The sequence below is a fragment of the Epilithonimonas sp. genome, from assembly GCF_032055105.1.
Taxonomy (GTDB): Bacteria; Bacteroidota; Bacteroidia; order Flavobacteriales; family Weeksellaceae; genus Epilithonimonas.
Genome location: NZ_DAMBRK010000004.1, coordinates 159,916 through 179,921, shown reverse-complemented (window position 1 = coordinate 179,921; position 20,006 = coordinate 159,916). Strand labels below are relative to the sequence as shown.

Annotated in this window: 20 protein-coding genes; 6 read left to right on the top strand and 14 right to left on the bottom strand. The window is 35.1% G+C overall.

Annotated features, from left to right (window positions below; translation table 11 throughout):
• Window positions 1-259: 259 nt before the first annotated feature.
• Complete coding sequence (locus tag RTY06_RS05030; protein ID WP_312823282.1) at window positions 260-2,530, top strand: aconitate hydratase; 2,271 nt, start codon at window positions 260-262, stop codon at window positions 2,528-2,530.
• Between the two features lie 85 nt (window positions 2,531-2,615).
• On the opposite strand, the gene RTY06_RS05025 is transcribed toward RTY06_RS05030, so the two are convergent.
• The 5 genes from RTY06_RS05025 to RTY06_RS05005 all read right to left on the bottom strand — a co-directional run bounded on the left by RTY06_RS05025 (window position 2,616) and on the right by RTY06_RS05005 (window position 6,607).
• A complete protein-coding gene (locus RTY06_RS05025; RefSeq protein ID WP_312823280.1) occupies window positions 2,616-3,461 on the bottom strand; it encodes a neutral zinc metallopeptidase in 846 nt (281 codons plus the stop codon).
• 153 nt (window positions 3,462-3,614) lie between these two features.
• On the bottom strand, window positions 3,615-4,106 hold the full coding sequence (gene ribH / locus RTY06_RS05020) for a 6,7-dimethyl-8-ribityllumazine synthase (RefSeq protein WP_312823279.1): 492 nt from the start codon (window positions 4,104-4,106) through the stop codon (window positions 3,615-3,617).
• Window positions 4,107-4,109: 3 nt separating this feature from the next.
• On the bottom strand, window positions 4,110-4,814 hold the full coding sequence (locus RTY06_RS05015; RefSeq protein ID WP_312823278.1) for a tetratricopeptide repeat protein: 705 nt from the start codon (window positions 4,812-4,814) through the stop codon (window positions 4,110-4,112).
• Between the two features lie 83 nt (window positions 4,815-4,897).
• Complete coding sequence (locus RTY06_RS05010) at window positions 4,898-5,434, bottom strand: adenine phosphoribosyltransferase (RefSeq protein ID WP_312823277.1); 537 nt, start codon at window positions 5,432-5,434, stop codon at window positions 4,898-4,900.
• A 9-nt stretch (window positions 5,435-5,443) separates the two neighbouring features.
• Complete coding sequence (locus tag RTY06_RS05005; RefSeq protein WP_312823275.1) at window positions 5,444-6,607, bottom strand: DUF6694 family lipoprotein; 1,164 nt, start codon at window positions 6,605-6,607, stop codon at window positions 5,444-5,446.
• Between the two features lie 149 nt (window positions 6,608-6,756).
• On the opposite strand from RTY06_RS05005, the gene RTY06_RS05000 reads away from it, so the two are divergent.
• The 4 genes from RTY06_RS05000 to RTY06_RS04985 all read left to right on the top strand — a co-directional run bounded on the left by RTY06_RS05000 (window position 6,757) and on the right by RTY06_RS04985 (window position 9,220).
• Window positions 6,757-7,188 (top strand): RNase adapter RapZ, encoded by a 432-nt coding sequence (locus tag RTY06_RS05000; RefSeq protein ID WP_312823273.1) that lies wholly within the window; start codon window positions 6,757-6,759, stop codon window positions 7,186-7,188.
• An 80-nt stretch (window positions 7,189-7,268) separates the two neighbouring features.
• A complete protein-coding gene (locus RTY06_RS04995; RefSeq protein WP_312823271.1) occupies window positions 7,269-7,982 on the top strand; it encodes a sugar phosphate nucleotidyltransferase in 714 nt (237 codons plus the stop codon).
• Complete coding sequence (locus RTY06_RS04990; RefSeq protein WP_312823268.1) at window positions 7,979-8,689, top strand: TIGR00730 family Rossman fold protein; 711 nt, start codon at window positions 7,979-7,981, stop codon at window positions 8,687-8,689. The genes RTY06_RS04995 and RTY06_RS04990 overlap by 4 nt, the downstream gene beginning before the upstream one ends.
• Before the next feature lie 57 nt (window positions 8,690-8,746).
• Complete coding sequence (locus tag RTY06_RS04985) at window positions 8,747-9,220, top strand: DUF6702 family protein (RefSeq protein ID WP_312823266.1); 474 nt, start codon at window positions 8,747-8,749, stop codon at window positions 9,218-9,220.
• 37 nt (window positions 9,221-9,257) lie between these two features.
• Here RTY06_RS04985 and RTY06_RS04980 read toward each other — a convergent pair whose 3' ends face one another.
• The 9 genes from RTY06_RS04980 to RTY06_RS04940 form a co-directional block, all read right to left on the bottom strand.
• Entirely contained in the window at window positions 9,258-10,265 is a 1,008-nt protein-coding gene (locus RTY06_RS04980; RefSeq protein WP_312823265.1) for a DUF6438 domain-containing protein, read from the bottom strand.
• Window positions 10,266-10,314: 49 nt separating this feature from the next.
• The gene (locus RTY06_RS04975; RefSeq protein WP_312823263.1) at window positions 10,315-11,052 is read right to left on the bottom strand and encodes a sulfite exporter TauE/SafE family protein; all 738 of its coding nucleotides are present in this window, start codon (window positions 11,050-11,052) and stop codon (window positions 10,315-10,317) included.
• Window positions 11,043-11,492, bottom strand: a complete 450-nt coding sequence (locus RTY06_RS04970) for a FixH family protein (RefSeq protein WP_312823261.1) — start codon at window positions 11,490-11,492, stop codon at window positions 11,043-11,045. Before RTY06_RS04970 ends, RTY06_RS04975 begins: the two co-directional genes overlap by 10 nt.
• A gap of 10 nt (window positions 11,493-11,502) precedes the next feature.
• On the bottom strand, window positions 11,503-12,957 hold the full coding sequence (ccoG, locus tag RTY06_RS04965; protein WP_312823259.1) for a cytochrome c oxidase accessory protein CcoG: 1,455 nt from the start codon (window positions 12,955-12,957) through the stop codon (window positions 11,503-11,505).
• 107 nt (window positions 12,958-13,064) lie between these two features.
• A complete protein-coding gene (locus tag RTY06_RS04960; RefSeq protein WP_312823258.1) occupies window positions 13,065-13,949 on the bottom strand; it encodes a cbb3-type cytochrome c oxidase N-terminal domain-containing protein in 885 nt (294 codons plus the stop codon).
• A gap of 19 nt (window positions 13,950-13,968) precedes the next feature.
• Window positions 13,969-14,166: a CcoQ/FixQ family Cbb3-type cytochrome c oxidase assembly chaperone gene (locus tag RTY06_RS04955; RefSeq protein ID WP_116034049.1), complete on the bottom strand. Its 198-nt coding sequence runs from the start codon at window positions 14,164-14,166 to the stop codon at window positions 13,969-13,971.
• Window positions 14,167-14,179: 13 nt separating this feature from the next.
• A complete protein-coding gene (gene ccoN, locus RTY06_RS04950) occupies window positions 14,180-16,465 on the bottom strand; it encodes a cytochrome-c oxidase, cbb3-type subunit I (protein ID WP_312823255.1) in 2,286 nt (761 codons plus the stop codon).
• A 15-nt stretch (window positions 16,466-16,480) separates the two neighbouring features.
• Window positions 16,481-16,666 (bottom strand): cbb3-type cytochrome oxidase assembly protein CcoS, encoded by a 186-nt coding sequence (gene ccoS / locus RTY06_RS04945; RefSeq protein WP_312823254.1) that lies wholly within the window; start codon window positions 16,664-16,666, stop codon window positions 16,481-16,483.
• A 110-nt stretch (window positions 16,667-16,776) separates the two neighbouring features.
• The gene (locus RTY06_RS04940) at window positions 16,777-19,155 is read right to left on the bottom strand and encodes a heavy metal translocating P-type ATPase metal-binding domain-containing protein (protein ID WP_312823253.1); all 2,379 of its coding nucleotides are present in this window, start codon (window positions 19,153-19,155) and stop codon (window positions 16,777-16,779) included.
• Window positions 19,156-19,250: 95 nt separating this feature from the next.
• On the opposite strand from RTY06_RS04940, the gene RTY06_RS04935 reads away from it, so the two are divergent.
• Window positions 19,251-19,964 (top strand): Crp/Fnr family transcriptional regulator, encoded by a 714-nt coding sequence (locus RTY06_RS04935; protein ID WP_312823252.1) that lies wholly within the window; start codon window positions 19,251-19,253, stop codon window positions 19,962-19,964.
• The last annotated feature ends 42 nt before the right edge of the window (window positions 19,965-20,006 follow it).

Genomic DNA, 20,006 nt, shown 5'->3' with positions numbered 1-20,006 from the left:
ACTTTTTAAATATAAAATGGGAGATTTCTTTTTGAATTCTTCCATTTTTTTGTTTAGAATGTTTCCATATTAAGTTTTCAATTGAAATTTAAAATAAGAGACTTTATTTTTTGCTTAACTTGATAGGTAGAAATTATTGTAATCATTAATCATATTTATTCTTTTAAATCAAGCGTAGGAATGGATTTTGATTAATCATACAAGAGTTAATTTCCCTTTTAAAACAAGGAAAAATCTATTAATAAAATAAAATCGAGATATGACTTTTGACTTGGATATGATTAAAAAAGTTTATTCTGATTTCGAAAGCAGAGTAAACGAAGCAAGAGCCTTTATGGGAAGACCTCTTACTTATTCAGAAAAAATTCTTTGCGCTCACCTTTTTCCATCACAGGTAAAAGAAGCATTTAAAAGAGGAGAATCTTATGTAGATTTTGCTCCCGACAGAGTTGCGATGCAGGATGCGACGGCACAGATGGCTCTCTTACAGTTTATGCAAGCAGGTAAGAAAAAAGTTGCGGTTCCTTCAACTGTTCATCTAGACCATTTGATTCAGGCAAGAGTTGGATCTGCAACTGATCTGGTAGATGCTAATAACAAAAACAACGAAGTTTATCAGTTTTTAGAATCCGTTTCGAACAAATACGGCATTGGTTTCTGGAAAGCCGGCGCAGGAATCATTCACCAGGTTGTTTTAGAAAATTACGCATTTCCCGGAGGAATGATGATCGGAACAGATTCTCACACACCAAATGCGGGTGGACTCGGAATGGTCGCCATCGGTGTTGGTGGCGCAGATGCCGTTGATGTGATGGCAGGAATGCCTTGGGAACTAAAATTCCCCAAAATGATTGGTGTTAAATTAACCGGAAGACTGAATGGTTGGGCTGCTCCAAAAGACATCATTCTAAAAGTAGCCGGAATACTTACTGTAAAAGGTGGAACTGGTGCGATTGTAGAATATTTCGGAGAAGGTGCGAATTCATTGTCTTGTACTGGAAAAGGAACGATTTGTAATATGGGCGCAGAAATCGGAGCAACCACTTCTATTTTCGAATACGACCAAAATATGAGCAAATATCTTCGTTCAACCGATAGAGAAGATTTGGCTGATGCAGCAGATGCAATTGCTCACGTTTTGAAAGCTGACCCAGAAGTTCACGCAGAACCTGAAAAATATTATGACCAGCTTATTGAAATCAATTTAAATGAACTAGAACCTGCACTGAATGGGCCTTTCACACCAGACCTTTACACTCCGATTTCTAAAATGAAAGAAATTGCAGAGAAAAACGGATGGCCAACAAAAATCGAAGTTGGGTTAATTGGTTCTTGTACCAACTCATCTTACGAAGATATAGCAAGAGCTGCTTCTGTTGCAAAACAAGCAAAAGATAAAAATCTGGAAGTGAAAGCAGAATATACTATTACCCCAGGTTCGGAACAAGTCAGATTCACTGTCGAAAGAGACGGTTTCTTGAAAACATTTGATGAAATTGGAGGTAAAGTTTTTGCTAATGCTTGCGGACCTTGTATTGGACAATGGGCTCGTGAAGGAGCTGATAAACAAGAGAAAAATACAATTGTTCACTCTTTCAACAGAAACTTCTCAAAAAGAGCAGATGGAAATCCAAATACTTACGCTTTCGTAGGTTCTCCTGAATTGGTAACAGCTTTGGCAATTGCAGGAGATTTGAGATTCAACCCTTTAACAGATAAACTTAAAAATAAAGACGGAATAGAAGTTCTTCTTGACGAACCAAACGGAGATGATTTACCAAGATTAGGATTTGATGTGGACGATCCGGGTTATATTGCGCCGGCGGAAGATGGTTCTAATGTAGAAGTTATTGTTTCGCCAGAATCTGACAGACTTCAGTTATTAGAAGAATTCCCGGCTTGGGACGGACTCAACATTACAGGCGCAAGATTACTCATAAAAGCTTACGGAAAATGTACGACTGACCATATTTCTATGGCTGGACCTTGGCTGAAATATCGTGGACACCTTGACAACATTTCCAACAATATGCTAATTGGTGCTGTGAATGCTTTTAATATGGAAACCAACAAAGTTAAAAACGAATTGGACGGGCAATATAAACCAGTTCCGGATTCTGCAAGACAATATAAAGCTGCAGAAATTCCAACCATTGTTGTAGGCGATGAGAATTATGGTGAAGGTTCTTCCAGAGAACACGCTGCGATGGAACCTAGACATCTTGGTGTAAGAGCTGTTTTGGTAAAATCATTTGCTCGTATCCACGAAACCAACCTTAAAAAACAAGGAATGTTAGGAATCACATTTGCAGACAAAGAAGATTATGATAAAATCCAAGAAGATGATACGATTAACTTTTTAGATTTAGATCAATTTGCACCGGGTAAACAACTGACTTTGGAATTTATTCACGCTGATGGAACTAAAGATATTATTAAAGCTAACCATACCTACAATGCTGGACAAATCGAATGGTTTAAAGCTGGTTCTGCTCTTAATCTCATTAAGAAAATGGAAAAACAAGGATAATATAAAGTCCAATATCTGGATAATAAAAAAGCAAGAATTGAATGATTCTTGCTTTTTCTGTTTTATAAAACTCTGTTTCTCTTATTTATTTCAGCAATGCACTGAACGTATCGCCTTGTCTGATATCACCAGTATTGTAACCTCTCATAAACCATTCTTCGCGTTGAGCGGAAGAACCGTGGGTAAAACTTTCTTGGTTTACATAACCTTGTCCTCTTTTCTGAATATTGTCATCACCAACTGCAGCGGCAGCACTCATCGCTTCTTGAATGTCTCCAGGTTCTATAATCTTTTCTCTGTTATCGGTTTGCTTTGCCCAAAGTCCTGCATAGAAATCTGCTTGTAATTCATTGGCGACAGAGATTCTGTTGGCTTGAGTTTCGCTCCCTCTTTGGCTTAATTGATGAACTTTATCCAATGTCCCTAAAAGGTTCTGGATATGATGTCCATACTCGTGACCAAGAACATAAGCAACTGTAAACTGTCCAACCTTGGCTCCAAATTTTTGCTGAAGCTCGTTAAAGAAACTCATATCCATATAGATAGTGTGGTCTGACGGGCAATAAAAAGGTCCCATCTCTGACTGTGCAGTTCCACAGCCTGAATCTGTTGTACTTTCGAACAAAACAACTTTTGCAGGTCTGAATTGGATTCCGTTTTCTTGAAAAACCTTGTCCCAAGTTTGCTCATTTTCTTTAGTCAACATTCTGACAAATTCTCTGATGTTGAGCTCTTCTTTGGTAAGTTGTCTCTGTTCTGTTTGTTGAGGTGCAGAATTACTGTTTTGTAGAATTGCAGATGGGTCGCCTCCTAGAAAGAAGACAATAGCTGCAATAATGATGGTTCCTAATCCACCGCCAACAAGCATGCCACCGCCGCCGGAGCCACGTCTGTCATCTACGTTGTCACTTCTGTCGTTGGTCCATTTCATAACTTAGATTATGTTATTTTTAAAATTCATAGTTCTTTCTGGAAAAGAAAACCAACATAATTTTACTAAAAAGATATTATTGTTGAAATTTCTTAGAATAACTTTCCAAAGACAAAAAAGATGCCTAATTTATTAAGACTTTGAGAATTAAATCTAAAGCTTAGATGTTTTATTATTGAAATCAATCATTTTCAAAGCGGTAGCAGCAGCTTCTACGCCTTTATTCCCAAGACTTCCTCCACTTCTGGCAATGGACTGTTCTTTGGTATCATCTGTCAAAACACAGAAGATAGCCGGTGTATCGGTCAAGATATTACAATCTTTGATGCCTTGCGTAACGCCTGAACAAACAAACTCAAAATGAGGTGTTTCTCCACGAATCACATTGCCTATTGCAATAACTGCTGCGAACTTGTTAGATCGACAAAGTTTCATTGTTGCAAAGCTTAACTCGAAAGCGCCCGGAACGTAATAAATGTGAATGTTTTCTTCTTTGATTCCTTCGGCTTTCAGCGTTTCGATTGCGCCGTTTCGAAGGTTATAAGTTACGAAATCGTTCCACTCAGAAACAACAATGCCGATTGAATATTCATCGGCATTAGAAATGTTGAGTGGCTTATAATCTGATAGATTAATAGTTGCCATTGTTTAGTAATATTTTGTCATTTCTATGAAAGCATCGGATTGTCCGTTGTCATAGTCCTGATATTTTTCGTCGATTGTAGCGAAATATTTTTTAGCATCAGCGTTTTTCTTAAGTGCTAAAGCCAACATTCCTGCTTTTTTTGTAAAATAATAAGAAGTGTAAGCATCATCAGAAGCAGAAGAAGCTTTATCTGCCATAGCTAGCGCATCATCAGCCTTGTTAAGGTTTGAAAGACAATCTGCCATCGCTCCAAATTTAAGCGCTACCAAAACTTTGTTATCTGAACTGAATTTGTCCAACAAATCGTAAGCTTTTTGATAATTTCCTTTTTTGAATTCTATTAGTCCAGCATTGTAAGCAGATAATTTACCAGCTTTTGTTCCACTGTATTCATCGTAAGTTCCAATAAAACCTGGGTTTGCAACAGATTTCCCACCAAGAGCAAGGTCTTCTTTTCCATCAGCTAAATTTTTCTGAGCAGCAAGATAACTTTTTGTAGCTTCCTCATTTTTAGGAGCAACAATGAACTGCTGATATCCGAACCAACCTAAAACTGCAACAATTAGAACTCCGAAACCAATGCTAAGTGCTTTTGCATTTTTTTCTAAGAATGATTCTATATTAAGTGCTTCTTTATCAAGGTCTCTGAAAAATTCTACGGTTTCTTTTCCTTCTTGTTCGTGATTTTTGTTATGCTGGTTTGCCATAATTTTTTTTTAATAAATAGAGTGCAAATTTAATGTTTTCCTTTTGATATGCAAAGACTTCTTTTTCTGATGGTTAAATTATTTTAATATTTCAGAATCGAGTAAACTTCTGCGTTAAATTTTTTGAGTCTTTCTTCGCCATTCAAATCTTTCAAATCAATCAAAAAGCTGAACTGTGTAGGAATTGCGCCTTGCTTTGAAACAAGTTTTGCAGCAGCTTCTGTAGTTCCGCCAGTTGCTAAAAGGTCATCGTGAATCAAAACGCGTTGTCCTTCTTTCAAATGTCCGGTTTTCATTTCGATTTCAGCAGAACCGTATTCCAAATCATATTTTTCTCCGATGAAAGGCGGAGGTAATTTTCCAGCTTTTCTAATTAAAACAAAAGGAACATCCAAAGCAACAGCAATCGCGATCCCAAAAAGATAACCTCGGCTTTCGATTCCACAAACGACATCAATTTTTCCTCGGCTGAAATTAGCCAAATCTGCGATGACTTCTTCATATAACTTTGGCTGAAGAAAAATCGGACAAATATCTTTAAATTGAATTCCCGGAATCGGAAAGTCAGGAATATTATCGATTGTCTCTTCTAATTTGTTAATCAATTCTGCAGATGCCATCTTCTATTTTTAATTGTTGATTTTATAAGTTGTAATTTTCCAGTTGTTGTTAACAGCTTTCAATCCGTAAGTCACATTCAAGGAAGTTGTTTTTCCGTTTTTGTCGGTTACATCATAAGTAACGTTAACGTTTGCCGAATTATCCTTATTATAAGGAACAGCAATATTTTTTACGCTGATGTTTTTTACAGAACCAAAACCTGAATTTGGATTCGAAAATTTGTCATAAGAACCCCAATTCGGGTTTTCTGAAGCATCAAAAGCTGCCTTGAAATTCTGAGAAGACAAATTGTTCAGGAATTTTGTTACGGTAGTTTTTGGGTCAGGATTTGCAGCTTTTGGAGCTGGTGGAGGCGTAACAGTTTCTCCGGTCTGCGGGTCAACTTGTGGCTCAGAAACTTGAAGCGAATCCGAAACTACAGGAGCCGGCGGAGTGTAAAGTGCTTTTCCATTCACAGGAATTCCCATTTTAAGCATTTGTAAAAGCTTCTTAGTTGTTTTTACAGTTAGCTTGATATCGATTTTTTCTTCAAAGATTTTTTCTTTTGGAAGCGATGAATATTTAATCGTAAATCCTCTGAAAGCAGGGTCTTGCATCAGGTTTTTCGAAGTAGAGATTTTGTTTCCTCCACTTGAGATTTCCATCACAGTTTCCAATGCAGCACCTTCAAAATCAACTTTTTTTCCATTGTTGTCAACCAATTGCGGCGTGATTATCAATCCTTTTGAACCTGTCAAACTGTCGCCAGCAATATTGGTCACAATAATATTTAGTGCTGCTGCATCAATATCGTTAGGGTCTTTTTCAGAAGCCACTTCATTTCCGAAGATGTTCATTTCTCCGAGACTTGGCGGTGCTGTACTGCTCCAGTCAACACCGTTTTTCTGTGCAACTTGGTCAGCCAATGCAAAAATTTCTGCTGTTTTTTTTCCATCAAGAAGTTTCCCAAGAGCTGCAATTTCTGCAATATCTCCATCAGCTTCTACGCCAAATGTCTTTAGAATATATAAAGCTTCGTTGAATTTCACTTGTTGCAAGGTTGAAAGGCTGGAAGCCATATCATTGATACTTTCCTGAAAGCTTTTGCGGTTGCTCCCGTCAACACTTGTTTTTTTGCAACCTACCATTAGAATCAGTAAAGTTGCTAACAGACAGTATTTTATAAATTTCATTTTAATTTTGATTTATTTTTAAAAATAAGGAATATGTTTGATTTGAAACCCCTCATACCAATTAATATGCAAAATTAAATTTAAAATTCAGAATTAATCAATTTTTCAAAGAAAATTAAAAAAAGTAACTTTACAGAAAATTAAAGTTGATGCAGAACAAATTAGTAATAGATATTCACAGTTTTTCTTATAAAAAAGGCGGAATCCCTAAAGATAATACAGAGAACGGAGGCGGTTTCGTTTTCGATTGCAGAGGAATCCTTAATCCGGGAAGAATTGAAGAATATAAAACTCAAACCGGGAATGATATTGGAGTTCAAGAGTTTCTTGAGAATAAAACAGAAATGCCTAATTTCTTAAAATCAATTCACAGTCTTATTTCTATCAGCATCAAAAATTATCTTGAAAGAGGTTTTGAAAATCTTCAAATCAACTTTGGGTGTACGGGTGGACAACATCGTTCGGTTTATTCGGCAATCAAAACTGCTGAATTTATCAGACAAAATTTTCCGGATGCACAAGTAAAAATCCATCACGACGAACAGTTGCATCTTAATTTATCATCCGCTTCTAGCAATTAGATTTTTGCTGCTAGCTTAAAATAATTATATTAAATTGATGAGTGAATTCATTCATCAATAATTATTTATCATTTATAAATATGAAAGCATTACTATTTGCTGCGGGAATGGGAACCCGATTAAAACCTTTTACAGACAATCATCCAAAAGCTTTGGCTAAGGTAAATGATGTTACTCTTCTGGAAAGAAACATCAAATATCTACAGAGTTACGGAATCAATGATTTTGTCATTAATATTCATCATTTTGGAGGACAGATTCTTGCTTTCTTGGCAGAGAATGACAACTTCGGAGCTAATATCGAAATTTCAAATGAATCGGATGAACTTCTGGAAACTGGTGGCGGATTGTTGTTCGCTAAAAGATTTCTTGAAAATGAGAAAACATTCTTAATTATGAATGTTGATATCCTGACAGACCTTAATATCACCAACTTTATAAAAATCCACGAACTCAAAGGTGGAATGATTACTTTGGCCGTTTCCGACAGAGATAGTTCCAGAAAATTGATGTTCAATGACAAGATGTTCTTAAAAGGTTGGAGAAACCTTCAAACCAACAAAAAAACTGTTGTCGGTGGGATTTTCAAATTAAGAGAATTGGCTTTCAGTGGAATCCATTGTGTTAATTCTGAGATATTCGGAAAATTAACGAGAACAGGTAAGTTTTCCATTATGGACGAATATATGGACCTTATGAAAGAAGATATTATTATTGGTTATCAACACACCGCTAATTTGATTGATGTTGGTAGGCCAGAATCTATTTTAGAAGCAGAAAAATTATTCAGATGACACAACAAGACGAAGAAAAAAGATTACACGACAGTCTGAGACAGAAAACTTGGGACGAGACTATTACAAAAGATAGCTGGATGGTTTTCAGGATCATGTCTGAGTTTGTAGATGGTTATGAAAAAATGGTTCGTATTGGACCTTGTGTTTCCATATTTGGTTCTGCAAGACTAAAAGAAGATAGCTATTATTACAAAATGGCTTCTGAAATTGCACAAAAAATTACAGAAATTGGTTTTGGTGTGATTACTGGTGGAGGTCCTGGAATAATGGAAGCCGGTAACAGAGGAGCTAGCGGACAGGGGAAATCAATTGGTCTTAACATAGAATTGCCTTTTGAACAACATTTTAATCCTTATGTTGATAAGGGATATAATATCAATTTTGATTATTTTTTCGTTAGAAAGGTAATGTTTGTGAAATATTCGCAAGGATTTGTTGTTATGCCTGGAGGATTTGGAACTTTGGACGAGCTTTCTGAAGCTTTGACTTTGATTCAAACTAATAAAATTGGGAAGTTCCCCATCGTTTTGGTCGGAAGCGAGTTTTGGAGTGGATTGTTGGATTGGTTCAAAGGAACTTTATTGAAAGAAGGTTTGATTGCTGAACAAGATCTGTCGCTTTTCCGAGTTGTAGATACAGCGGAAGATGCAGTTGAGCACATCAAATGTTTTTATGATAAATATTCGGTAAGTGTTAATTTCTGATATGTGGCATATAATTTGACCTTATATCTCTAATAAAAGTTATTTAATTGTATAAAAATGAAAAAATCTATATTTATATTATCTCTCGGAATTTTGCTCATCAGTTTCTTTAGTTTCAAAGACCTAGATTTCTTTTCATCAATGACCAAAGTCGATTATATTGACGGAAGCAAAACCTTGAAATTCACGACAAAACTTAATACTTCGCATATTTCTCAAGCTACAAAAATTGACCCTACCACCGCAGGTTTTGAAGCAGAAGTAAAAAAATATGTTAATAATAATGTAGATGTAGCTGTAAATGGAGTTGCTAAGACTTTGACTTTTACAGGGAGCCAAGTGAATGGAGAATCTGTTTGGGTCTATTATGAAGTAGGAAATGTTTCTGATATTTCTAGTTTGAAAATCAAAAACAGCATATTGATTGGTCAATTTCCAAAGCAGGTTAATATTATGAATGTCACTTACAAAGGAAATTTGAAAACGGTCAATTTCCAAAAAGGTAAGGAAACAGCAGAAGTTTCTTTCTAAAATATTAAATCGGTCAAATGGCCGATTTTTTTGTTTATTAATCTATTTTTATCCAATTTTGGTTTTTCCTCAAATCAAATAATATTTCATAAACCCTTATTAGTCCATAAGTGCCAGAAGCTCCATAGTCACTGATGTTTTTAATTTTTCCATTGGAGTATATGATTTTCAAATCGACAGTTTGGTCATCCGTCCAATCTACAGAATAGTAATCTTCTAGTTCTGGGAAATCAATATATTCTAAGGTTTTTATTAAAGAGTCAAAATCTTCTTTTTTAATCTTCGTCTTGAAAATACCTTCGTTTTTGCCTGACCATATTTCCATATCATCACTAAAATTAAAATTTTTGGCGACGAATTTTGCCTCAGCATTGTTATTAATTTCCAAATCAAATATTGGACAAGTACCAAAACAACCCTTAGTAGAAAATTCGATTTTTTGAATTGGAATATAATTTTGAGCATTTGTATTATATTCTATGAAAGCACCGTATTTTAAGGCCAATACTTGTTTTTTAATATCTTTTGAAACTATTTTTTCTTTCCAATTTTCAATCTTTGCTTTATTGATTTCTAACAAGATTTGTCCATTTTTTTCTGAGATTTTTGGGACAAAATAATCATCAAAATTTTGAGAAATATTTGCAATCCTATACTTTTTATTTCCAAGATTAAGAATAACTAAAGGCGTATAACTACAAGATTGGTTTTGACTTTCGAAACAAGTATGATTATCGCCTATTACTAATAGGTCAGAATAACCATTATTATCAAAATCTGCTTTATAGAAACTTTCTTTAACACCGAGTTCATCAGCAAGTTTTACATTAGTTTGACATCCAAAATCGTGACGTTTAAAACTTTGGATGCTCTTAACTTCATATTGGGATAAGTTTTTAAAGTTTTTCCTTATCAAACTTTGAACTTCTTGCTGAGTTGTAATATCATCAATTTCAGAAACTTTGATATTTCGATTTTCTTTACAACTAAATGCAATTATAAAAATCAAAAAAGTAAATAGTTTATTGATTTGATTTTTAAACATATTGATTATTTTGTAGTTGACTAACTTGAAATCTGCTTAAATAAAATCATTAATGACAATTCGTATGGTCAATATGAAAACCATCAGAAGAATGGTTAATGTGTAAAGACTCTGAGTGTGGAGAAACATAAGGAATACCTAATTCCAAACCTCTCAGAACGAACAATCCACCAAGAATAATCATCATTACTGGAATGACTCTTAATATCTTTACTCGGAAAGCGGTTGTGATGAAATTCCCCAAGAAAACAACGGCAAACATAAATGGGAAAGTTCCCAATCCAAAAAGAAACATAAATAGAGAACTTTGCCAGATTCCGCCAGCTGCTAATGAAGCTGTCAAAGCCATATAAACCATTCCGCAAGGTAAAAATCCGTTAAGAATTCCTGTTGCAAAACGAGATTTGTAATCAGGACGTTGAAGGATTTTTCCCAATTGCATTTTGACCTTCAATAACGCTCTTGAAACGAAAGGGATTTTTGCTGCAAAGTCTTTTCCTCCAAAAGATGAAATTGCCATTAAAATTAATAAAATCCCAACAAAAACTGTTAAATATTTTTGGAATCCAGCCAATTCAAAACTTTGTCCGATAATTCCTAGGACTGCTCCTAGAAAAGAATAGGTGAGAATTCTTCCCAACTGATAAGTTAGATTCTGAAGATAGAAATTAGCTTTCTGATTTTTGGTCAATCCCATAGAAATCGCAATAGGCCCGCACATACCAATACAATGGAATCCGGATGCGAATCCCAATCCAATGGCTGATATGATGAGTGCTAGTTCCATAGTATATCATAATCTACCTGATAAGGTTTCTTATTCTCTGTCCATTTTAATTTCAGAGTATAGGAACCTTTAGAAATCACTTTTTTAGGAATCAAGAAAACATTGTGTTGCAAACCAACTTCTTTTCTGACATCCAAGTTAGAATCATCTGTACGAAATAAAACGAAATTCACTTTGTTCTCATCCACTTTTATAGTTTCGGGAAAAGATATCATCATACCTTCGGAAGTTGCTTTATATTCAGGGATTTTTTCAAGTTTAGCTGCATTTTCTTTAGCATCAATAATGTCCTGATAATGAAGTTCTTCCTCGTAATAATTATTAGAAATCATTTCTGCATTCTGTTTCCCCATCGGAAAGACGAATATCAGAAATAATATAAAAAGGATGAAACAACCTAGTGCAATCATCAATCCGTGTCCCCAATTTAGATTTTTCATTCTTTAATATTTAAAATTGAAATTTGAATGGTCCTTCAAAATAAGTCTTGTAAGAATCTAATAATTCTCCGTTCATATCGTAAACACCCAATTCCAGATTTTGTTTTGATAGTTTGATTTGGCTTTCTGGGAAACTTACTGTAATCGTTCCTTTCACCATAGCATCTCTTTTCAGTACAATTTTGTTAGAAGCCACGCTGGAAGATATTTCTCCGTTAGCAGGCTCAATAATTTTAATGATAACAGTCTTAGTCTCATTAGACTTATTAAGGAAAGTATAATTGTAAGTATTATTAATTTTCCCATCTCTTACGAAGAAAGTAGAACCTGGAGGTTTTAGAAATTTAGCTTCCATTTCTCCTCTGTTGTATAACAATCCACCTAAGAAAACAACAAGCGCTAATAACACAACAGAATAAGCTTTCATCTTTCCAGAGAACTTGAATTTCTGTTGCTCTTCAATCTCTTTTTCTGATGCGTAACGAACCAATCCAGTCGGAAGACCCACTTTCACCATTACTTCATCACAAGCATCCATACAAGCGGTGCAATTCACGCATTCCATTTGTAAACCATCACGGATATCGATTCCTGTTGGACAAACGACAACGCACTGTTTACAATCGATACAATCGCCTTTTCCTGCCGCTTTTCTATCTTCTCCTTTTTTCCATTTAGCGCGGTTTTCTCCTCTTTTATAATCGTAGAAAACGTTGATAGTTTCTTTGTCAATTAAAACGCCTTGCAATCTTCCATACGGACAAACCATTGTACAAACCTGTTCTCTGAACCAAGCAAATACAAAGTAAAATGCCGCTGTAAACAATATCATTACCAAGAAATTGGTTGGCTTTGCAAATGGACCTTCTTGCATAATGCGGAAAACCTCTTCATAACCTACAATGTACATAAACATAATGTGGGTTATGATAATGGAAATCAATAAAAATATAGACCATTTCAAGGAACGTTTCCATATCTTTTCTGTATCCCAAGCTTGATTGTCAAGTCTTATTTGTTTGTTTCGGTCTCCTTCAATAGCATATTCTATCTTACGGAATATCATTTCTAAGAAAATAGTTTGAGGACAAATCCATCCGCAAAATATTCTCCCGAAAACAACCGTGAAAATAATAATGAATATTAATGAAGCTATTGCTCCTAATGCTAGAATAAAAAAATCCTGAGGATAAAAAGGTTGACCAAAAATGAAGAATTGGCGCTCTATAATATTGAATAAAAGAAGCGGATTGTCGTTGAATTTTAGAAAAGGAATTGTAAAGTATATGGTTAGTAAAAGAATGCTTACAATAATTCTGTAATTGGTATATTTCCCTTTTGGTTTTCTTGGAAATACCCATTTTCTTTTCCCGGTATTATCCATTGTACCAACAGAGTCTCGAAATGTTTCAGCTTCTACTACCCAGCTTTCTGATTCGTTGTATTTTTTTTCTGTTGTACCCATAATATTTGAGATAAAAAAAGAGATTGCCACAAGAATAAATAGCAATTATTTATTCTCAAATATCATTCCGAAAGAACGATATTCTTGACAATCTCTTTAGTATGTTATTATTTAGATTTTTCCCAGTTTGCTTCTGTTCCCTGAGGAGCAGCGCCACCTTGTGCAGGTGTGATAGGAGCTTGTTCTTGGTTGATATGATAGACATAAGCCGCAACTTGTTCCATCTCAAAACCAGAAACCACACCGTTTTTACCCCAAGCCTGCATCGTTGGGTTATTTTTACTACCGTTATCAACCATATAGAATACATTTTTGAATAATGTTTTCTCAGGTTGGTTAATCCAGAAATTATCTGTCAAGTTAGGACCAATACCTCCTTTTCCACCTTCACCGTGACAAGAAACACAGTTAGTTTCGAAAACAGCTTTACCTGCCTCAACATTATCTTCTGAGAAAACTGCAGTTTCCAAAGTTGGTTGTGTTACTGTCGCCATATAATCATTGATAGCAGCAGTTTGCTCTCTGTATTCTTGCTCGTATTCTTTGTAAGGATTAGCAAAATCTGTCATAAAGTAAGACGAAATATAAAGTACACAATATGCGCAACCAAAGTAGAAAAGACCTAACCACCACTTTGGAAGCTGATTGTCAAGCTCCATAATTCCATCGAAACCATGGTCAATAAGGATATCTTTTTCTTCTTTTTCGCCTTGGCTTTTGAAAGCACCATTCCAAAGGTATTTGAAATAAGGAACTTGCTTTTCCGATATATAAGTTGCTTTTTCAGCATCAGTTAATTTTTTGAATTTCTCATTTTCAATCAAATCTCCAATAGCATTTTGAATGAAAACAACAATGATACTAATCAAAGCTGTTCCCAAGAAAAATCTAGTAGACAAGAAATCCGATGTCTGCGAGAACATATAGAAAACTACAAGTAATAATCCTAAAACGATTAGAATATTAATATAAACAGGTGTTCTTCTTTTCATTATTAAATATTTTTTTTAATTACAAAGTAAATTTGTCATCGTCGTGGTCTTTTTCCAAAGGCGCATTTTCTTCTTCGCTATAATATTTCTTTGGTCTGTTGATTACGATGTAAACTACCACCACAAAAAATAGAATGAAGATAATCATTGCCAAAGTTTGGAAGAAACCTGCATTTTCCACATTGGAGATGATGTCTTTAAAACTTTGCGGAATCATTTTATTTTAAATATTAATTACTAGCTGTTTTTACTTCTGTAGTCTTGATATCCGTACCTAATCTTTGTAGATAAGAAATCAATGCTACGATTTCTCTCTTCTCTAGAGGAACGAATTTCTCTCCTGATTTTTCTTTGTTAGCTTTAGACTCTGCGAAAGATTTCTTAACGTCATCAGCTTCAGAGAATACATTCTTCACGATAGCACTTGCTTGATTGTTCATCCAAGTATCCATAGAATCAATCTGAGCTTTTGTATAAGGAACATCAAAAGAGTTTTTCATCAATTCCAATTTAGCTTTTGATTTACTTCTATCAAGTTCATTTTCAATCAACCAAGGATATCTAGGCATAATAGAACCTGCAGAAGTTGACCTTGGATTGTACATATGCTTAAAGTGCCAAGAATCTGGTCTTACACCACCTTCTCTCTGCAAATCCGGACCTGTTCTTTTAGAACCCCAAAGGAATGGTCTGTCATAGATAAATTCTCCAGCTTTTGAATATTGTCCATTCTTACCGTTGAATCTTACAACCTCGTCACGGAAAGGACGAATCATCTGTGAGTGACATGCATTACAACCTTCTCTGATATAGATATCTCTACCTTCTAATTCTAACGGAGAATAAGGTTTAACCGCAGAAATGGTAGGAACGTTTTCTTTAACAAATATTGTAGGTAGAATTTCTAACGAACCTCCAATTGCCAATACGATGAAAGAAAGTATTGATAGATAAAGAGGTGTTCTTTCTAACCAAAGGTGGAAAGTTTCTCCTTCTTTTCTTCCTTTTTTCACGTTTGCCAAAGCTGGTGCTTCTGCAGAAACTTCTTTTTGGAAAGAACCTTTTCTAGCTGTTGCAACCAAGTTAACTACCATTAGAACTGCTCCAGAGAAGTATAATAAACCTCCAACAAATCTCATTTTGAAGTAAGGAAGAATTGCTGTTACAGTATCCAACCAGTTTTTGTAAACCAAAGTTCCATCTGGATTGAATTGTTTCCACATCAAACCTTGTGTAAATCCTGAAATATACAAAGGAACCGCATAGAAAATAATCCCGAATGTCCCTAACCAGAAATGCCAGTTAGCTAATTTAACAGACCAAAGCTTGGTTCTCCACATAATCGGAACTAAATAATAAATAACACCAAATGCCATAAATCCGTTCCATCCAAGTGCTCCTAAGTGAACGTGACCAATTACCCAGTCTGTAAAGTGACCTACTTTATTAACCGTTTTAGTTGCCAAAAGTGGACCTTCGAAAGTTGCCATTCCATAACACGTTACAGCGACTACAAAGAATTTAAGAACTGGATTTTCTCTTACTTTATCCCAAGCACCTCTCAATGTCAATAGACCATTCAACATACCTCCCCAAGACGGAGCAATAAGCATGATAGAGAAACCTGTTCCTACTGCCTGAGCCCAAGCTGGCAACGCAGTATATTGTAAGTGGTGAGGACCTGCCCAGATATATACGAAGATTAATGACCAAAAGTGAATGATCGATAGTTTGTATGAGAAAACAGGTCTGTCAGCAGCTTTTGGCACGAAATAATACATCATACCAAGAACTGGAGTTGTCAAGAAGAATGCAACCGCATTGTGACCATACCACCACTGCACCAACGCATCTTTAACACCTGCATAAGCCGAGTATGATTTCCATCCTGTGAAAGATAATGGAACTTCTAAGTTATTGAAAATGTGAAGCATTGCAACCGCAACCCAAGTTCCGATGTAGAACCAAATTGCAACATATAAGTGCCTTACTCTTCTAACAGCGATTGTAGCAAACATATTGAAACCAAACACTAGCCAAACCAAAGTAATCAAGATGTCGATCGGCCACTCGTGTTCTGCATATTCTTTTGAAGTGTTGATACCCATAAAGAATGTAATTACCACAGAAACAAGCATCAACTGCCATCCCCAGAAGTGAATCCAAGATAAGGTGTCACTCCACATTCTTGTTTTCAATAATCTTTGGATTGAGTAATAGAATCCAGAGAAGAAACTGTTACCAACAAATGCGAAAATCACGGCACTTGTATGCAACATTCTAATACGTCCGAATCCAAATGCACCTTGAGAATTAATTAAACCTTGCAATCCTCCACTTCTAAGCGTGTTGATTGTTGTGTCATCTGTTCCCAAGAAAAATTCCGGTAACTCAGGATAAAATAATAACAACGCGGCAGTAAGACCCAGTAAAAAACCGGTCAAACCGAAAACAACTGTCGCAATAAGAAAAGCGCGAACAATCCCGTTGTCATAACTAAATTTTTGTGTCTCCATATCTACAAATAGCAATTATTCTTTTTTATTTTCAGGAGTTTTCGTCTCCTTTCCTGTCTTCACCTCGTCATCGAAAAGAATTCTGACTGCAGGCGATTCATCGTCTTCAAACTGTCCTTTTCTTGCTCCAATAATAAAAATTACTAGAAAAATTACAGCTAAAGAAACGCTGCAGATAATCATCAAATAGAGAATCTCCATACCAGCCACAAATTTAAGATAAAACAGTCGTCAAATTTAGTGAAAATTACTGACTTTGGTCAGAATGATAGAAATATGGATAATTTATAATCACTCTAAATAAAAGTGTTCTAAATCTTTATCTTGAAATATTTTGAACTTCTAAGCCAAGTCGAAAGCGTTGTGAATGTTACAACAGTTACAGAACTTAAAGGCATAAAAATAGCAGCAAAAAGTGGATGCATATGTCCTGAAACTGCAAAGCTGACTCCGATAACATTATAACACAAACTGATTATGAATGTGATTTTTACAATCATAATCGCATCTTTTGAAAGTGCTAAAAATTTGTCCAATTCCGGAATTTTTTCGCCGTTCATAATCACGTCTGATGAAGGCGTGAAAGAGTTGCTGTCATCCGAAATTGCAATACCGACATTACTCTGTTTTAAAGCTCCAGCATCATTTAATCCATCACCAAGCATTGCAACTTTTTGTCCTTTGTCTTGTAATTCTTTGATAAAATCCAGTTTGTTTTCCGGATTTTGATTGAATTTCATCTCAGAAACATTCGGAATCAATTTTTCAAGAATTGGTTTTTCTGAAGAATTGTCGCCACTTAAAATATTAATAGCATAATTTTTCAGGTTCTTGAAAAGTTGAGAAAGATTATTTCGGTATTCATTTTTGAATGTGAATTTTCCAATAAAAGTCTCATCTTTCTTAATGTAGACTGCTGTTTCCAAATCCTGAGATTTCTCTCCAACAAAACTTGCAGAACCAATTTTATAATTAATTCCTCTTACTTTCGCTTGATAACCTTTTCCTGAAATCTCCTCAAAATCTTCCACTTCAAAGTAATCATCATTCACTTCGATGAAATTATAAAGTGACTTGGAAAGTGGATGATTGGAGTTTTTAAGTAAAGATTTGATATTTCTCAAATCAAAATCTTCAATCTCGCTTCCTATGTAATTGATATTCGATTTTTTACTTTCCGTAATTGTTCCTGTTTTATCAAATACCAATGTGTCAACTTTTGCCAATCTTTCAATGGTTAAAGTGTCTTTTACATAAAAATTATTACGACCAAGAATTCTCATAATATGTCCGAAAGTAAACGGAGCTGACAACGCCAAAGCACACGGGCAAGCGACGATCAGAATCGCTGAAACCACTTGGAACATTTTCTCCATATCGATTGTCGACCAATAAATTCCGGCAAATAATGTAATTCCTAAAATAATGAATGTAAAATATTTACTGATAGTATTCGTCAAAGTATCAAGACCAGTATCCATTTTCTTGAAAGCTTCCTTGTTCCAAAGTTGAGTTAAGTAGCTTTGGTCAACGCTTTTAATCACTTCAAGTTCCAGAATTGAACCTGTTTGTTTTCCTCCGGCAAAGATTTTATCGCCTGGTTTTTTGGAAATATGAGCAGATTCTCCTGTTATAAAACTATTATCAATGTTTCCTTCGCCTTTAATCAAAATCGAATCTACAGGAATAATTTCCTGGTTTCTAACCATAATTCTATCACCAACTGCCAAATCCGAAAGAAGAATATTATCCTGTTTTCCGTCGAAATCAACTTTTGTTACGGCAATCGGATAGAACGATTTGTAATCTCTGTCGTAAGAAAGTGTGTTGTAAGTTCTTTTTTGAAAGGTTTTTCCGAGCAACATAAAGAACAATAATCCGCAAAGTGTATCGAAATAACCCGGACCATAATCTGTCACAACTTCATAAATACTTCTTCCATAAAGTACGAAAATTCCTAAAACAATCGGAACATCAATGTTGATGATTTTATTCTTCAAGCCATACCAAGCGGACTTGTAATAATCTGAAGCAGAATAAAATACAACCGCTGTTGCTAATAGGAATAAAATAACTCTGAATAAATGTTTATACGAATGAAACCAAACGTCATCGCCCGAAACGTATTCCGGAAAACTGAAAAACATTCCGTTTCCGAAAGCAAATCCTGCAACTGCCAATTTTATCAGAAGACCTTTGTCTAATTTGTCGTGTTTTTTCTCAGCAGTTTCTAAGTTGATGATTGGTTTGTAGCCAAGATTTGTTAAGAATTTTGCCAATTCACTTAGTTTCAATTCCTCTTCTTTGAAAGAGACTTGAAGCGTTTTTCTTGTGAAATTAACCTGAGAATATTTGATTTTATTATTAATCGTGTGAAGACTTTCCAATAACCAAATGCAAGATGAGCAATGAATTACAGGGATTTTGAAAGTCACCAACGTCGTTCCGCCTTCAGAAAAATCTACAACTTTGGTAAAGATTTCCGGCGTGTCAAGATAATCGAATTGCGAATTGTTCTCGTTGCTAGGACGTACTCCCGAACGTTGATTAATATTGTAAAAATTATCAAGATTGTGAAAATTCAGAATTTCGTAAACGGATTGACAACCGTTGCAACAAAAGATTTTGTCGTCAAAAAGAAGGCGTTCTTTGTCGATTTTCTGACCGCAATGAAAGCATTGTTCTGCCATTAAAAAGTTCTCAGATATTTGGATTGCAAAATTACGTCAAAAATCTTGGTATGTAGTGTTAAAAAGTCTTATTTTTGCTGACAAATGTCATAGGTATGTCTCTTGAACAACAATTGGTTATAGAACAAAATTTCTCAAAAGCATTTAATCAAGAATCTTTACGTGAAAGTTTGAATCCGGAAGATTTTGAAATCTACAGTAATGCACTCAAAGTTCTAGAATTCTCAAAAGGTGATGTCGTTTTCGACGATGGTGATTCGCCCAAAGGTGTTTATTTTATCGAAAAAGGAACAGCGAAATTATCGAAATCGGGGGTTTATGGTAAAGATCAGATTTTGAGATTCTGCAAAGAAAATGATTTAATAGGTTATCGTTCATTGCTTTGTGGGGAAAATTTTCAAGCAAAAGCAGAAGCTATGACGCCAATGAAAGTTCAGTTCTTGCCTTCTGATGTTTTCTTAAAATTATTGGAAGTTGATCCAAAATTGTCCTATGCAATGCTTCAAAAAATTGCTTACGAATTGGGTGAATCTGCAAATACAGTAACTTTCCTTGCTCAAAAAACAGTGAGAGAAAGATTGGCTGAAATTTTAGTTTTACTAGAGCAAAAATTGGGAACAGACCCGGAAGGTTTCATCAAAATATCTTTAACAAGAGAAGAAATCGCCAACCTGATTGGAACTGCAACAGAAAGCGCCATTCGATTAATCTCCGAATTCAAACAAGATGATTTGATTTCTGTAGAAGGTAGAAATATCAAAATCCTTAACAGAGAAAAATTAATCAAATTGGGTCACGTGGTTATATAAACGATAAAAGATAAGTGATGATTGATTTCAATCATCATTTTC

Bases quoted from the DNA above. Each gene is read 5' to 3' on its own strand.
- RTY06_RS04955 (WP_116034049.1), bottom strand. From the start codon at position 14,166: ATGATTCCGCAAAGTTTTAAAGACATCATCTCCAATGTGGAAAATGCA.
- RTY06_RS04970 (WP_312823261.1), bottom strand. From the start codon at position 11,492: ATGAAAAATCTAAATTGGGGACACGGATTGATGATTGCACTAGGTTGT.
- ribH (WP_312823279.1), bottom strand. From the start codon at position 4,106: ATGGCAACTATTAATCTATCAGATTATAAGCCACTCAACATTTCTAAT.
- RTY06_RS04975 (WP_312823263.1), bottom strand. From the start codon at position 11,052: ATGGAACTAGCACTCATCATATCAGCCATTGGATTGGGATTCGCATCC.
- RTY06_RS05010 (WP_312823277.1), bottom strand. From the start codon at position 5,434: ATGGCATCTGCAGAATTGATTAACAAATTAGAAGAGACAATCGATAAT.
- RTY06_RS05015 (WP_312823278.1), bottom strand. From the start codon at position 4,814: ATGGCAAACCAGCATAACAAAAATCACGAACAAGAAGGAAAAGAAACC.
- RTY06_RS04985 (WP_312823266.1), top strand. From the start codon at position 8,747: ATGAAAAAATCTATATTTATATTATCTCTCGGAATTTTGCTCATCAGT.
- RTY06_RS04940 (WP_312823253.1), bottom strand. From the start codon at position 19,155: ATGGCAGAACAATGCTTTCATTGCGGTCAGAAAATCGACAAAGAACGC.
- RTY06_RS05000 (WP_312823273.1), top strand. From the start codon at position 6,757: ATGCAGAACAAATTAGTAATAGATATTCACAGTTTTTCTTATAAAAAA.
- RTY06_RS04995 (WP_312823271.1), top strand. From the start codon at position 7,269: ATGAAAGCATTACTATTTGCTGCGGGAATGGGAACCCGATTAAAACCT.
- RTY06_RS04990 (WP_312823268.1), top strand. From the start codon at position 7,979: ATGACACAACAAGACGAAGAAAAAAGATTACACGACAGTCTGAGACAG.
- ccoS (WP_312823254.1), bottom strand. From the start codon at position 16,666: ATGGAGATTCTCTATTTGATGATTATCTGCAGCGTTTCTTTAGCTGTA.
- ccoG (WP_312823259.1), bottom strand. From the start codon at position 12,957: ATGGGTACAACAGAAAAAAAATACAACGAATCAGAAAGCTGGGTAGTA.
- RTY06_RS04935 (WP_312823252.1), top strand. From the start codon at position 19,251: ATGTCTCTTGAACAACAATTGGTTATAGAACAAAATTTCTCAAAAGCA.
- ccoN (WP_312823255.1), bottom strand. From the start codon at position 16,465: ATGGAGACACAAAAATTTAGTTATGACAACGGGATTGTTCGCGCTTTT.
- RTY06_RS05005 (WP_312823275.1), bottom strand. From the start codon at position 6,607: ATGAAATTTATAAAATACTGTCTGTTAGCAACTTTACTGATTCTAATG.
- RTY06_RS04960 (WP_312823258.1), bottom strand. From the start codon at position 13,949: ATGAAAAGAAGAACACCTGTTTATATTAATATTCTAATCGTTTTAGGA.
- RTY06_RS05030 (WP_312823282.1), top strand. From the start codon at position 260: ATGACTTTTGACTTGGATATGATTAAAAAAGTTTATTCTGATTTCGAA.
- RTY06_RS05025 (WP_312823280.1), bottom strand. From the start codon at position 3,461: ATGAAATGGACCAACGACAGAAGTGACAACGTAGATGACAGACGTGGC.
- RTY06_RS04980 (WP_312823265.1), bottom strand. From the start codon at position 10,265: ATGTTTAAAAATCAAATCAATAAACTATTTACTTTTTTGATTTTTATA.